Raw genomic sequence first — 13,371 nt, 5'->3', positions numbered from 1 at the left:
TCCGCGGCAACGGTATAGGTCCGCCCGTTGCGTTTCGGAATGCCGAAGACAACCGCTTTTCCTGCCGCGCCGCGACCGCGTCTGCCTTTACGCCGTCCGCCGAAACAGCTTCCGCCCGGCCCGGCGGGGCCCTCGAAAACCTCATCGGCAGCCAAGGCCAAACGATGGTTGGTAACCGTGCGGATTTTACGGTAAAACAGTGCCGCCGAATCGGGATGGATACCCAAAATATCGGCTGCAGAACGGGCGGTAACTTCCGGTACAAAAGAACGGAGCGGTTCTTTTTGTACTTCTTTCTTTAATTTGCAGTGTGTTATCTTCATATTTCGAGGGTAACATATCTGCTAATCTAGTACAGACCCTTGTTTTTACCGTATAAATGGCATGATGGATTTAAAGCCTTATCCGAGGCTGGGTTAAATGCTTCCATAAGCTATCCCAGATATACTGGACAGGGTTTTTTCATTTGTCTTTCAAAATAAAATGATCGTAATGTTTTATCCCATCAAATTTCTCACGGGCTATTATCCTGATTTTTAAGACTTTATTGCCAAATCTGACACCGGTTGAGTATTTGTGTACCGCAATAATATGATCCCTCCCTAATTTGTTAGGAAAACTTCCTTCATATTTTGCATTCATCAAAACTTTATCAAGCGCGACCATAAGGGAAAGTTCGATGCTGTTCGATTTTGACGCAGCGTGTTTCACACCTTGCCAAGTTACCTTCAGTTCATGCCCGCTGCTTTCATTGACATAGCTTTTGCCGACAAAGTTATCACGCGCATACTGCATAGCCGCTTTACGAAGCTCCTTTGTTTCAGCAAATTCCCCCAATTCGCCGCCCGATACGGAAACAACCTCACCTGCCGTCCATCGCCCGTTTCCATCGCGCGGCTGCCTTTCGCCAGCTTGCCTGTCCGCCCGACAACGGGAACAACCGCGCACCTGCCATTTGGATGCTCCGGTATCGTCAACGCACCGTGGGAGAAAGGCTCGTGCAAACCGATTACGCCCATCCCGCCGTTGGCATTGCAGACATCGGACACCTTGTCGTCTTTTGCGGTTATCCACTGCTTGCCCTCAACAAGCCCCGTTTCTTCCCAGCCTATCAGGTTGCCCATACCGTCCGCCATCGCCGTTTCCGTTCGGGCAATGGTCTTCGCGCGGCATTTATGTAGTTGTATGGGTAGATTGAGTGGTTATTTGGCGATATGAAAAGGTTTGCTTGTTGTTTCTGTTATAATTAAAAGCATCTATACGCAGAATGGTTCATATTATGTTTAATCAGGCCGCACAAGAATTGACGACTATCCGTGATGTTTTACGTTTTGCAGTCAGCCGTTTTAATGAGGCAGGGCTCTTTTTTGGTCATGGAACAGATAATGCGCATGATGAAGCGGTTTATTTGATTCTGCATACTTTGAATTTGCCTTTGGATATGCTTGCCCCATATCTTGATGCAAAACTCTTGGAAGCTGAAAAAGAGGAAGTGCTGGCGGTTATTGAGCGTCGTGCTGTCGAACACATTCCTGCCGCTTATTTGACACACCAGGCCTGGCAGGGGGAGTTTGATTTTTATGTAGATGAACGCGTGATTGTACCGCGCTCTTTTATTTATGAATTGCTGGGTGACGGACTTCGACCTTGGATAGAATACGATGAGCTGGTGCATAATGCTTTGGATCTTTGCACCGGAAGCGGTTGCCTTGCCATTCAGATGGCGCACCATTATCCTGATGCCCAAATTGATGCGGTTGATGTGAGTTTGGATGCTTTGGAAGTTGCAGGGATCAATATTGAAGATTATGGTCTGGAAGAGCGTATTCAGCTTATTCATACCGATTTGTTTGAGGGACTGGAAGGCACTTATGATTTGATTGTTTCCAATCCGCCTTATGTGGATGCAGAGTCGGTTGGGGCTTTGCCGGAGGAATATTTGCACGAACCGGAATTGGCGTTGGGCAGCGGGGCGGACGGGTTGGATGCCACCAGGCAGATTCTTCTGAATGCGGCAAAGTTTCTGAATCCTAAAGGTGTATTGCTGGTGGAAATCGGGCATAACAGGGATGTATTGGAAGCAGCGTATCCGGAGTTGCCTTTTACTTGGTTGGAAACCAGCGGGGGCGACGGTTTTGTTTTCCTCTTGACGCGCGAGCAGTTATTGGGCGAAGAGTGAGTTGGAGGGAAATGCCGTCTGAAGACGATTTGTTTTCAGACGGCATTTTTACGATACATTGTTTCGGGTTTGACGCTTGGTTGAGAAATCCTTACCATATTGTTTATAAGTTAATTGTTTTTTATATCGCTATCATAATGAAGAAATTATCTCGGATTGTATTTTCAATCGTACTGTTGGGTTTTTCGGCCGCTTTGCCGGCGCAGACCTATTCTGTTTATTTTAATCAGAACGGGAAACTGACGGCGACGATGTCTTCTGCCGCTTATATCAGGCAATATAGTGTGGCGGCGGGTATCGCACACGCGCAGGATTTTTATTATCCGTCGATGAAGAAATATTCCGAACCTTATATCGTTGCTTCAACGCAAATCAAATCTTTTGTGCCTACCCTGCAAAACGGTATGTTGATTTTGTGGCATTTTAATGGTCAGAAAAAAATGGCGGGGGGCTTCAGCAAGGGTAAGCCGGACGGGGAATGGGTCAACTGGTATCCGAACGGTAAAAAATCTGCGGTTATGCCTTATAAAAATGGCTTGAGTGAGGGTACGGGATACCGTTATTACCGTAACGGCGGCAAGGAAAGCGAAATCCAGTTTAAGCAAAATAAGGCGAACGGCGTATGGAAGCAATGGTATGCCGATGGAAGTATCAAGACGGAAATGGTTATGGTCAACGATGAGCCTGCCAAAATTCTGACTTGGGATGAAAGCGGCCGATTACTTTCGGAACTGTCTATCCGCCACCATAAACGCAACGGGGTGGTTTTGGAGTGGTATGAAGATGGTTCTAAAAAGAGCGAGGCTGTTTATCAGGATGACAAGTTGGTCAGGAAAACCCAATGGGATAAGGATGGTTATTTAATCGAACCCTGAATCTTGATGCTGTCTGAAATAGTTTCAGACGGCATTTTGTATGTATATATTGTTGACAATATTCTTCAAAATCCGACGGTGGTATAATTTCGGATTTTAACGGATATCTGCAAGGAGTAAGCCTGTGAACAATTCAGTCATCACCGTCATCGGTAAAGACCGCGTCGGCATCGTGTACGATGTTTCCAAAATTTTGGCGGAAAACCGAATCAACATCCTCAATATCAGCCAACAGCTGATGGACGATTTTTTTACTATGATTATCTTGGTGGATACCTCGAAATGCCCTAAATCGCGGCAGGAGATTTTGGATTTGTTTGCGGAAGAGAGCAAAAAACTCGCGCTTGACATCCGTATGCAAAACGAAGAAATCTTCCAAGCGATGCACCGCATTTGAGTCGGAGGAATGTGATGAGTATCCAATCCGGCGAAATTTTAGAAACCGTCAAAATGGTTGCCGACCAGAATTTTGATGTCCGCACCATTACCATCGGCATTGATTTGCACGACTGCATCAGCACCGACATCGACGTGTTAAACCAAAACATTTACAACAAAATCACCACGGTCGGCAAAGACTTGGTGGCAACGGCGAAACACCTTTCCGCCAAATACGGCGTGCCGATTGTGAATCAGCGCATTTCCGTTACGCCGATTGCCCAAATCGCGGCGGCGACCAAAGCCGACAGTTATGTCAGCGTGGCGCAGACTTTGGACAAGGCAGCCAAAGCCATCGGCGTGTCCTTTATCGGCGGCTTTTCCGCGCTGGTGCAAAAAGGTATGTCGCCTTCGGATGAGGTGTTGATCCGTTCCGTTCCCGAAGCGATGAAAACTACCGATATCGTGTGCAGCTCCATCAATATCGGCAGCACGCGTGCCGGTATCAATATGGATGCGGTCAAGCTGGCAGGCGAAACCATCAAACGCACGGCTGAAATCACGCCCGAAGGTTTCGGCTGCGCCAAAATCGTCGTGTTCTGCAACGCGGTGGAAGACAATCCGTTTATGGCGGGTGCGTTCCACGGCTCGGGCGAAGCGGATGCTGTGATTAATGTCGGCGTATCCGGTCCAGGCGTGGTCAAAGCCGCGCTGGAAAATTCGGACGCGGTCAGCCTGACCGAGGTCGCCGAAGTCGTGAAGAAAACCGCTTTCAAAATCACCCGCGTGGGCGAACTCATCGGCCGCGAAGCCTCAAAAATGCTGAATATCCCGTTCGGCATTCTCGATTTGTCGCTGGCACCGACCCCCGCCGTCGGCGACTCGGTGGCGCGCATTCTTGAAGAAATGGGCTTGAGCGTCTGCGGTACGCACGGCACAACAGCAGCTTTGGCATTGCTGAACGATGCCGTGAAAAAGGGCGGCATGATGGCTTCCAGCGCGGTCGGCGGTTTGAGCGGCGCGTTTATCCCCGTTTCCGAAGACGAAGGTATGATTGCCGCCGCCGAGGCAGGCGTGTTGACGCTGGACAAACTCGAAGCCATGACCGCCGTCTGCTCCGTTGGTTTGGACATGATTGCCGTTCCCGGCGACACGCCCGCGCACACCATTTCCGGCATCATCGCCGACGAAGCCGCCATCGGCATGATCAACAGCAAAACCACCGCCGTGCGCATTATTCCGGTAACGGGCAAAACCGTCGGCGACAGCGTCGAGTTCGGCGGTCTGTTGGGCTACGCGCCTGTAATGCCGGCAAAAGAAGGTTCGTGCGAAGTGTTCGTCAACCGGGGCGGCAGGATTCCCGCACCGGTTCAATCGATGAAAAACTGATTGCGGTTTTGATGGGAAAATGCCGTCTGAAAGGCTTCAGGCGGCATTTTTGTTTATGGGCATTGGGTAAAATGTCTTTAGAAAAGAATATTGCAAATTTAAAAAATCCCCGTGTTCTTATTTCTGCTTTCTTACGTCATTCTTTTAAAGGTGGGAATCTGGAAACCAAAAAACAACAGGAATTTATCCGAAACAACAAAACCTATCCGCCGTCATCCCCACGAAAGCGGGAATCTAGTTTGTTGTTCAAATAAATTCTGAAACTTTAATTTTGTCATTCCCGCGCATGCGGGAATCTAGAAATGAAAAACGACGAGAATTTATCAGAAATGACGGAAACTCAAAAAACCGGATTCCCGCCTGCGCGGGAATGACGAAATTTTAGGTTTCTGATTTTGATTTTCCGTTTTTGCGGGAAGGATGGGGTTTCAGATTGTGGGCATTATCAGTATTTTCTATTTGGCAATGTCTTTTACTGATTTTGTCAAAACGCATTTATGCCGTCTGAAAAGCTTCAGACGGGATTTTCGTTTGGACTCGATTACTCGATATAAGTGAATTTTGCACGTTTGATATTGCACATCAATTCGTAAGGGATGGTTCCGGCCGCTTCGGCAACGGTATTGATATTGACCGTATCGCCCCACAGTTCGACCTCGTGTCCCAAACCTTCTTGCGAAGCGTCCAGCTCGATAGTCATCATATCCATAGAGATCCTGCCGATGACCCGGGTCAATTTACCGTCGACGGCGACGGGGGAATTGCTTGGAGCGCGGCGCGGATAACCGTCCGCATAACCGCAGGCAATCAGACCGACGCGCGTAGATTTACTGGTATAAAATGTTGCGCCATAACCGATAGGGGAGTGCGGCTGTAAAACGCGTTCGCCGAAAATACGGGTTGAAAGCCTCATCACGGGTTTCAGCCTGTCATCGCTGCCTCCGAACGGGGAAATGCCGTATAACGCCAAGCCCGCGCGCCCCCAATCCCTGCGTGCTTCGGGGATATTCAAAATAGCTGCCGAATTGGCAAGGCTTTCTTCGCCTTCCAGCCCTTTCGTACCCAAATCGAATGCTTCCATCTGTATTTCCGTCATACCGCTTTCAGGTTCGTCCGCACAGGAGAAATGCGAGAACTTGACAATACTGTCCACATATTCCGACTGTTTCAATGCCGCATATGCCGAAGCGTAATCATGAGGGAAAAATCCGGTACGGTGCATTCCCGAATCCATTTTCAACCAGACCTTGACAGGTTTTTTCCAATGGCGGGAAAGCAAAGCCTCAAGCTGCCATTGGTTTCCGACTGCCGGCCAAAGCGAGTATTGTTCGACCGCTTCGTACTCTGATGCTTCAAATACGCCTTCTAAAAGGACAATCGGATGGGTAATGCCGCTCTCCCGCAGCCTGATTCCCTCGTCGATTGTCGCCACGGCAAAGCCGTCTGCCAAGTCTGCCAGCGCGAAAGCACATCTGACCGCACCGTGTCCGTATGCGTCGGCCTTCACTACCGCCAACAGCTTGCCTCCGTGCATTTCCTTCAAAATCCGATAATTGTGCCTAAGGTTGCCCAACCTGATCTGCACGTTCAAAGGCCGCATAAATTCATTCCTTACCAAACAAGTGTTTATTAGCAAAATTAAGAAATCAATTGGGGAATTATAATCCAACGGCAAGGCTTTTAAAATATTAAAGAACCTTGTGTCTTCAAGCCAGAGCAGCAGTTTTCAGGTAGGAAGGCGGTTTGCTTTTCCTGATATAATTGCTTTCCCAAATTTATACTCTATTTGTTAAAATCAATAATAAATACAAGGTAATCCAAATGAAAGAACTAGATAAAATCGATTTCCGCATCCTCAAAATTCTTCAGCAAAATGCCCGTATCCCGATGACGGAGCTTGCCGAGAAGGTAGGGTTGTCCAGCACGCCCGTTACAGAGAGGGTATGCCGTTTGGAGCGGGAACATTATATTTCCGGCTATCACGCCCATCTCAATCCCCATCTGTTGGGAAAACCGCCATTGGTTTTTGTCGAGCTGAAGCTGCAATCCAAATCGGGCAATATTTTCGAAGATTTCAAAAAAGAAGTGCTGAAAATTCCGCAAATTATGGAGTGCCATCTGGTGTCGGGCGAATACGACTACCTGATTAAAGTACGTTTGCCCGATATGTCTGCCTATCGGGATATGCTCGGCAATATCCTATTGCAACTGCCTGCCGCTTCGGAGAGTAGGAGTTATGTTGTGATGGAGGAAGTCAAAGAAAATCCGGTTTTGGATTTGGATTGAATATTTCAGACCGGGTATGCGGTTTGACATCTAAATGAAACATAACAACATCACGCACAGAGGCTTGTTGCTTCAGATAAAAAATGCACACATTCAATAGAATGTGCGCCAAGTCTACAAAGGAGAAATAGAGGAGAAACTATTAACTGACTACTCGAACCAGCTAACGGAACGAATTATGCAGCTTTTCCGGTCAAAAAGCAAGCGTTTTTCTTGTTAAATTTCTTAAAGAATAGAATTTCAAACAATAAAAGTAATTAAATTTCAAAAAAAGCGGAGATAAAAAATGCACACATCCGGTTGAATGTGTGCCAAGTCTACAAAGGAGAAGTAGAGGAGAAAAATCAAGCTGCATCAAGCAACTCAACGGCGGTAATTATCCGCCGTTTCTTATCTGCTGTCAATTATTTTTTGAAAATTTACCCGACCGATTCAAATTTTGCAAAAAACTTGCCCGATGGCTATCCGGTAACAAATTCCCTCAAAAACCCGTCAATCCGATTATTCAAAAAATCATATGCTTTCATCGTGTTTCCTTTTCGGTTGAAACCCTGCCCTTTAGGGCGGTAGAATCAGACTTTATAGTGGATTAACAAAAATCAGGACAAGGCGGCGAAGCCGCAGACAGTACAAATAGTACGGCAAGGCGAGGCAACGCCGTACCGGTTTTTGTTAATCCACTATATTTGGGAGGGGTGTAACCCCTTCCAAATCAGGACGGCACATAGGGCGGTGCTTTATGTGTCGTCCTGTGTGTTGAAACATTGAAATAAACTTTTGATTTTTTTATCGGCTGTTGCTTTTGATTCGCTAAATTTGCCGAAATTCAAATTCAAATCCTCCGGATGTATTTTTTCGGGCATTGTGCGGACAAATCGCCGTTTTGTCCTTTGTCAGGTTTTGTGCATATCGGGAAAACCGAAATCGTCCGCACCTGTGCCGGTGTCGATTCGTCCCTTGCCATCTCGGGATATATCCAGCAAAATCGGCATATCGGTATTTTGATTGGTGTGTTGAGAAAATGACCCCGTTATTTAGAAAAGCCGTTTGGCTGCTGTTTGCCGTTTCGGTCTGTGCATTTGCCGGTTCTTTGGCGGCACAGTATGTTTTGGGTATGGAGCCTTGCGTTTTGTGCATCAGTCAGCGGTTATGTGTTTTGGCAACCGCATTGTGTGCGGCAGTTGTGCTGGCGTGTAAGCCCAAGGGCAGGGTGGGCGGACTGTCAGGCGCAGTGTTTATCAGTATTCCCGCCGTTACGGGTATTTCTGTTGCGGCATATCAGTTGTGGTTGCAGTCGCTGCCGCCGGGTGCGGCTCCTTCGTGCGGCGCGCCGTGGACGTTTCGATTGAAGGGCTGGCCTTTGTTTGATTGGTTCGAGCCTGTTGTGCGCGGGTTCGGAAATTGTGCCGAACCGGATTATCTGTTAGGGGTTGCTTTGCCTGTTTGGAGCGCGGCGTATTTTTTGGCGGTTGTCCTGACGGTTTGGTGGGCGTGGGCAAGGGCTAAATAAATCAATGCCGTCTGAAAGGTTCAGACGGCATTTTGTTGTATGTCTGCTGTGCTGCGTATCAGTCCAGATTCAATACGGCGGAAGTGTAAACGTCTTGCACGTCGTCCAAGTCTTCCAGCGCGTCAATCAGTTTTTGCATTTTGACGGCATCGTCGCCGGAGAGTTCGGTTTCGTTTTGGGCGCGCATCGTAACGTCGCCGTCAACGGATTTGTAACCTGCCGCCTCCAAAGCGGATTTTACGCCCGCCCAATCATTTGGCGCGGTAATGACTTCGATGGAACCGTCGTCGTTGGTAACCACGTCTTCCGCACCGGCTTCCAAAGCCGCTTCCATCAGCTCGTCTTCGTCAACGCCGGGTTCGAATACCAAATAGCCCTGATGCACGAAGTTGAACGCCACGCAGCCGTCGGTACCCAAGTTGCCGCCGTTTTTGGTAAATGCGTGGCGTACGTCCGCAACGGTGCGGGTTTTGTTGTCGGTCAGGCAGTCCACCATCAAAGCTGCGCCGCCGATGCCGTAGCCTTCGTAGCGCAACTCGATGTATTCCACGCCTTCCAAGTTACCCGTACCTTTGTCGATGGCGCGTTGCACATTGTCTTTGGGCATATTGTTTTCGGCTGCTTTTTCCAAAGCCAGACGCAGGCGCGGATTTGCGCCGGGATCGCCGCCGCCCATACGCGCCGCAACGGTGATTTCTTTGATTAAACGGGTGAAGATTTTGCCGCGTTTGGCATCCTGACGGGCTTTTTTATGCTGGATATTCGCCCACTTGCTATGGCCTGCCATAAATTTCCTTTCTTATTTCAAATAATTAATCTGTTTTTGTCAGATTTTTTACGGTCGGCATTTTAACATAAGTTGCAAGTACCCAAAATATCCTGTTTTATGCCGTGCCGTTGTCGATACCGTCTGAAAACGATTTCCTCCGCTTTCCGCTTAAAAATAAAGAAATATTTTAATTAACGATATTTTACGGTATGCTGGCACAGCTTCTCTCGGATTATTGACAATTTAAGGCATCTGTTGCGGCAAATACGGTCTGCTCGCCGTGTTTCCTTATTGGAATGTCTTTTGGAAAACAGTCATTTTAATCGTAAGATAAGGTTTATTTTATGGAAAATATATTGTCTGTTCTGGTGGGTACAGTCAATCGGTTTCTTTGGGGCTACCTGCTGATTTATGCGCTTTTGGGTATCGGCCTGTTTTTTACGCTGTATCTTGGTGCGCCGCAGATTACCAAGCTGGGCGCGGGATTCAAATCCGTATTCGGCGGCTTGTTTGCCAAAGGTGATAAAGACGATAAGTCCTTATCGCAGTTTCAGGCGTTGGCGGTTGCTATATCCGCGCAAATCGGTACGGGCAACGTCGCCGGTGTGGCGACCGCCATTACCGCAGGCGGGCCGGGTGCGATTTTTTGGATGTGGCTTTCTGCCGTTTTGGGGATGTCCACGATTTTTGCGGAAGCACTGCTGGCGCAGAAATACCGCGTCGTCAGCCACGGCAAATACATCGGCGGGCCGGCGTTTTATATTACGCACGGTCTGACTCCGAAAATCGGCAGGGGCGCGGCGCGTTTCCTGTCGGGCTTTTTCTCCATCGCGCTGATTGTCGCGTTGGGCTTTATCGGCAATGCGACTCAGGCAAACTCCATCGCTTCTGCCGTTACCATTGCATTTGATGTGCCTTCTTTGGCAGTCGGTATTGTGTTTGCCGTCCTTGCGGGCATGGTTGTGATTGGCGGCGTGAACCGTATTGCCAATATTGCCCGGTTTGTCGTGCCGTTTATGGCGGTTGTTTATATTTTGTGCGCCGTCGTTATCCTGTTTGAATTTTCCGACCATATTGTGCCGATGTTCAACCACATCTTTACCGCCGCCTTCAATCCCGAGGCCGTTTTGGGCGGTGCTGCGGGTATCGGTATGCGTGAAGCGATACGTTTCGGCGTGGCGCGCGGTCTGTTTTCCAACGAAGCAGGTATGGGTTCGACTCCGCACGCCCACGCGACTGCGGATGTGAAGCATCCTGTTCAGCAAGGTATGACGGCATTTGTCGGTGTATTTATCGATACGATTTTGGTATGTACGGCTACGGCATTGATTATCCTGCTGACCGATGCCAACCTTTCGGGCGAACAGGGCGCGGCGGTTACTCAATTTGCCTTTAACAAGGCATTTCCGGGCTTCGGTTCGCAATTGCTTGCCGTGTGTCTGACCTTCTTCGCCTTTACGACCATTATCGGCTGGTATTATTTCGGCGAGTCCAACATCCGTTTTCTTTTCAGGGGAAGACACTTGGGCATCTATCGCGCATTGGTTCTGCTTGCTATCGTTTTGGGTACGCTCGGCAAAGTCCATTTGGTTTGGAATCTGTCCGATATGTTCAACGGCTTTATGGTTATCCCCAACCTGATTGCCTTATTCTTGCTGCGTAAGGAAATCCGCGCCATTTATGATGACTACCTGATGCAGAAAAAGGCGGGACAGGATTTATCCTATCAGTATGAATTCCACGAGTTCCACGATAAACAATAATGCCCGGCAAAGAGAAAACCTCCCTGCCTTCAGGTTTGGGAGGTTTTTGTGTTTCAGACGGCATTCAGATTACATAACCGTACACGCTGACAAATTGGGTTATGCTGCCGCCCAATACGAACAGATGCCAGATTCCGTGCCCGTGTCGGATTTTTTCATCGTTTACAAACCAGTAAATGCCGACGCTGTACAGCATACCGCCTGCCGCCAGCCAAGCCAGTCCTGCCGACGGGAGTGAGGCTGTCAGGGATTTCATTACCGCCAAGACCATCCAGCCCATTACGATATAAATCGCAATAGACAGCAGACGTTTTTCGCTTTTCCGTCCGATGGTGAGTTCTTGTGCGATTCCTGCAGCCGCCAGCAGCCAGGACAGTGAAAATACCGTCCAGCCCGGCCCGTTTCTCAAAGAAACCAGTGCAAACGGTGTGTAGCTTCCGGCAATCAGCACATAAATCATGCAGTGGTCGGTTTTTTTCAAAATGCTTTTCAGTTTTCCGGCTGCAATTCCGTGGTACAGCGAGGAACTCAAATAGAGCAGAAGAAGGCTGATGCCGTAAACCGATACGCTGAAGATACGGTAGCCGTCCCCGTGTCCTATGGTTTTCAGCAGCATCAGCATCAAACCTGCCGCCGCCAGAATCAAACCGCTCAAATGGCTGTAAGTATTGAAGCGTTCGCCTGCATACATCGCACAATCTTTCGGGAAAGTAGAGGCAGTCAGTTTACGCCGATACTTTTGCCTCTGTGTGGGATTTACTCTTTGCCTACACTGTGAATATTCTTGAAAATGCGTGTGTTAAAATTTGTTTTTTATTTTCAGACGGCATTTTATGTTGAATCCATCCCGAAAACTGGTTGAGCTGGTCCGTATTTTGGATGAAGGCGGTTTTATTTTCAGCGGCGATCCCGTGCAGGCGACGGAGGCTTTGCGCCGCGTGGACGGCAGTACGGAGGAAAAAATCATCCGTCGGGCGGAGATGATCGACAGGGACCGTATGCTGCGGGACACGTTGGAACGTGTGCGTGCGGGGTCGTTCTGGTTATGGGTGGTGGTGGCATCGATGATGTTTACCGCCGGATTTTCAGGCACTTATCTTCTGATGGACAATCAGGGGCTGAATTTCTTTTTAGTTTTGGCGGGAGTGTTGGGCATGAATACGCTGATGCTGGCAGTATGGTTGGCAACGTTGTTCCTGCGCGTGAAAGTGGGGCGGTTTTTCAGCAGTCCGGCGACGTGGTTTCGGGGCAAAGGCCCTGTAAATCAGGCGGTGTTGCGGCTGTATGCGGACCAGTGGCGGCAACCTTCGGTACGATGGAAAATAGGCGCAACGGCGCACAGCTTGTGGCTCTGCACGCTGCTCGGAATGCTGGTGTCGGTATTGCTGCTGCTTTTGGTGCGGCAATATACGTTCAACTGGGAAAGCACGCTGTTGAGCAATGCCGCTTCGGTACGCGCGGTGGAAATGTTGGCATGGCTGCCGTCGAAACTCGGTTTCCCTGTCCCCGATGCGCGGGCGGTCATCGAAGGTCGTCTGAACGGCAATATTGCCGATGCGCGGGCTTGGTCGGGGCTGCTGGTCGGCAGTATCGTCTGCTACGGCATCCTGCCGCGCCTCTTGGCTTGGGTAGTGTGTAAAATCCTTTTGAAAACAAGCGAAAACGGATTGGATTTGGAAAAAACCTATTATCAGGCGGTCATCCGCCGCTGGCAGAACAAAATCACCGATGCGGATACGCGTCGGGAAACCGTGTCCGCCGTTTCGCCGAAAATCGTCTTGAACGATGCGCCGAAATGGGCGCTCATGCTGGAGACCGAGTGGCAGGACGGCCAATGGTTCGAGGGCAGGCTGGCGCAGGAATGGCTGGATAAGGGCGTTGCCGCCAATCGGGAACAGGTTGCCGCGCTGGAGACAGAGCTGAAGCAGAAACCGGCGCAACTGCTTATCGGCGTACGCGCCCAAACTGTGCCGGACCGGGGCGTGCTGCGGCAGATTGTGCGGCTTTCGGAAGCGGCGCAGGGCGGCGCGGTGGTGCAGCTTTTGGCGGAACAGGGGCTTTCAGACGACCTTTCGGAAAAGCTGGAACATTGGCGTAACGCGCTGACCGAATGCGGCGCGGCGTGGCTTGAGCCTGACAGGGTGGCGCAGGAAGGCCGTTTGAAAGACCAATAAACTCACTTGAAATGTTCTGTTAAGCCGCCATTCTGAAAAAAGACCGTC

Annotated in this window: 13 protein-coding genes and 1 pseudogene; 9 read left to right on the top strand and 5 right to left on the bottom strand. The window is 49.4% G+C overall.

The features are described from left to right. Both DFR77_RS08725 and DFR77_RS13395 read right to left on the bottom strand, forming a co-directional pair. Positions 1-323: pseudogene (locus tag DFR77_RS08725) on the bottom strand (IS1595 family transposase); the annotation flags it as partial. A 139-nt stretch (positions 324-462) separates the two neighbouring features. Further along, entirely contained in the window at positions 463-948 is a 486-nt protein-coding gene (locus tag DFR77_RS13395) for an LPD3 domain-containing protein (protein WP_225577457.1), read from the bottom strand. A gap of 35 nt (positions 949-983) precedes the next feature. On the opposite strand from DFR77_RS13395, the gene DFR77_RS13390 reads away from it, so the two are divergent. The 5 genes from DFR77_RS13390 (at position 984) to DFR77_RS08690 (ending at position 4,821) form a co-directional block, all read left to right on the top strand. Next, a complete protein-coding gene (locus DFR77_RS13390; protein ID WP_162098126.1) occupies positions 984-1,181 on the top strand; it encodes a hypothetical protein in 198 nt (65 codons plus the stop codon). 98 nt (positions 1,182-1,279) lie between these two features. Further along, positions 1,280-2,179, top strand: coding sequence for a 50S ribosomal protein L3 N(5)-glutamine methyltransferase (gene prmB / locus DFR77_RS08710; protein ID WP_014580280.1), 900 nt, complete (start codon positions 1,280-1,282; stop codon positions 2,177-2,179). Between the two features lie 137 nt (positions 2,180-2,316). Beyond that, on the top strand, positions 2,317-3,054 hold the full coding sequence (locus DFR77_RS08700) for a toxin-antitoxin system YwqK family antitoxin (RefSeq protein ID WP_003691604.1): 738 nt from the start codon (positions 2,317-2,319) through the stop codon (positions 3,052-3,054). 124 nt (positions 3,055-3,178) lie between these two features. Beyond that, complete coding sequence (locus DFR77_RS08695; RefSeq protein WP_003691603.1) at positions 3,179-3,451, top strand: ACT domain-containing protein; 273 nt, start codon at positions 3,179-3,181, stop codon at positions 3,449-3,451. Between the two features lie 14 nt (positions 3,452-3,465). Continuing rightward, entirely contained in the window at positions 3,466-4,821 is a 1,356-nt protein-coding gene (locus DFR77_RS08690) for a PFL family protein (RefSeq protein WP_003691602.1), read from the top strand. Positions 4,822-5,362: 541 nt separating this feature from the next. Here DFR77_RS08690 and alr read toward each other — a convergent pair. Further along, entirely contained in the window at positions 5,363-6,421 is a 1,059-nt protein-coding gene (alr, locus tag DFR77_RS08680) for an alanine racemase (RefSeq protein WP_003697304.1), read from the bottom strand. A 221-nt stretch (positions 6,422-6,642) separates the two neighbouring features. Between alr and DFR77_RS08675 the strand changes: the two genes are divergently transcribed. Together DFR77_RS08675 and DFR77_RS08660 are read left to right on the top strand one after the other, a co-directional pair. Continuing rightward, a complete protein-coding gene (locus DFR77_RS08675; RefSeq protein ID WP_003691599.1) occupies positions 6,643-7,107 on the top strand; it encodes an Lrp/AsnC ligand binding domain-containing protein in 465 nt (154 codons plus the stop codon). Between the two features lie 1,021 nt (positions 7,108-8,128). Further along, a complete protein-coding gene (locus DFR77_RS08660) occupies positions 8,129-8,617 on the top strand; it encodes a disulfide bond formation protein B (RefSeq protein ID WP_010951234.1) in 489 nt (162 codons plus the stop codon). Between the two features lie 58 nt (positions 8,618-8,675). Here the strand turns inward: DFR77_RS08660 and DFR77_RS08655 are convergent, their stop codons facing one another. Beyond that, positions 8,676-9,404, bottom strand: a complete 729-nt coding sequence (locus DFR77_RS08655) for a YebC/PmpR family DNA-binding transcriptional regulator (RefSeq protein WP_003689207.1) — start codon at positions 9,402-9,404, stop codon at positions 8,676-8,678. 326 nt (positions 9,405-9,730) lie between these two features. Between DFR77_RS08655 and DFR77_RS08650 the strand changes: the two genes are divergently transcribed. After that, positions 9,731-11,149 (top strand): alanine/glycine:cation symporter family protein, encoded by a 1,419-nt coding sequence (locus DFR77_RS08650; RefSeq protein ID WP_003694042.1) that lies wholly within the window; start codon positions 9,731-9,733, stop codon positions 11,147-11,149. A gap of 64 nt (positions 11,150-11,213) precedes the next feature. Here the strand turns inward: DFR77_RS08650 and trhA are convergent, their stop codons facing one another. Further along, positions 11,214-11,840 (bottom strand): PAQR family membrane homeostasis protein TrhA, encoded by a 627-nt coding sequence (gene trhA, locus DFR77_RS08645; RefSeq protein WP_003694040.1) that lies wholly within the window; start codon positions 11,838-11,840, stop codon positions 11,214-11,216. Positions 11,841-11,982: 142 nt separating this feature from the next. Between trhA and DFR77_RS08640 the strand changes: the two genes are divergently transcribed. Beyond that, positions 11,983-13,323 carry a DUF2868 domain-containing protein gene (locus DFR77_RS08640; protein ID WP_003694038.1) on the top strand — a complete coding sequence of 447 codons (1,341 nt, stop codon included), beginning with the start codon at positions 11,983-11,985 and terminating at the stop codon, positions 13,321-13,323. The last annotated feature ends 48 nt before the right edge of the window (positions 13,324-13,371 follow it).

The sequence above is a fragment of the Neisseria gonorrhoeae genome (assembly GCF_003315235.1).
GTDB lineage: Bacteria > Pseudomonadota > Gammaproteobacteria > Burkholderiales > Neisseriaceae > Neisseria > Neisseria gonorrhoeae.
Note: the sequence above shows the minus strand (reverse complement) of the source record. Positions and strands in the feature narration are given on the sequence as shown.

What these genes read in the sequence shown, in the direction of transcription:
- prmB (WP_014580280.1), top strand. Translation starts at nt 1,280, where the DNA reads ATGTTTAATCAGGCCGCACAAGAATTGACGACTATCCGTGATGTTTTA.
- DFR77_RS08700 (WP_003691604.1), top strand. Translation starts at nt 2,317, where the DNA reads ATGAAGAAATTATCTCGGATTGTATTTTCAATCGTACTGTTGGGTTTT.
- DFR77_RS08690 (WP_003691602.1), top strand. Translation starts at nt 3,466, where the DNA reads ATGAGTATCCAATCCGGCGAAATTTTAGAAACCGTCAAAATGGTTGCC.
- alr (WP_003697304.1), bottom strand. Translation starts at nt 6,421, where the DNA reads ATGCGGCCTTTGAACGTGCAGATCAGGTTGGGCAACCTTAGGCACAAT.
- DFR77_RS08675 (WP_003691599.1), top strand. Translation starts at nt 6,643, where the DNA reads ATGAAAGAACTAGATAAAATCGATTTCCGCATCCTCAAAATTCTTCAG.
- DFR77_RS08660 (WP_010951234.1), top strand. Translation starts at nt 8,129, where the DNA reads ATGACCCCGTTATTTAGAAAAGCCGTTTGGCTGCTGTTTGCCGTTTCG.
- DFR77_RS08655 (WP_003689207.1), bottom strand. Translation starts at nt 9,404, where the DNA reads ATGGCAGGCCATAGCAAGTGGGCGAATATCCAGCATAAAAAAGCCCGT.
- DFR77_RS08650 (WP_003694042.1), top strand. Translation starts at nt 9,731, where the DNA reads ATGGAAAATATATTGTCTGTTCTGGTGGGTACAGTCAATCGGTTTCTT.
- trhA (WP_003694040.1), bottom strand. Translation starts at nt 11,840, where the DNA reads ATGTATGCAGGCGAACGCTTCAATACTTACAGCCATTTGAGCGGTTTG.
- DFR77_RS08640 (WP_003694038.1), top strand. Translation starts at nt 11,983, where the DNA reads ATGTTGAATCCATCCCGAAAACTGGTTGAGCTGGTCCGTATTTTGGAT.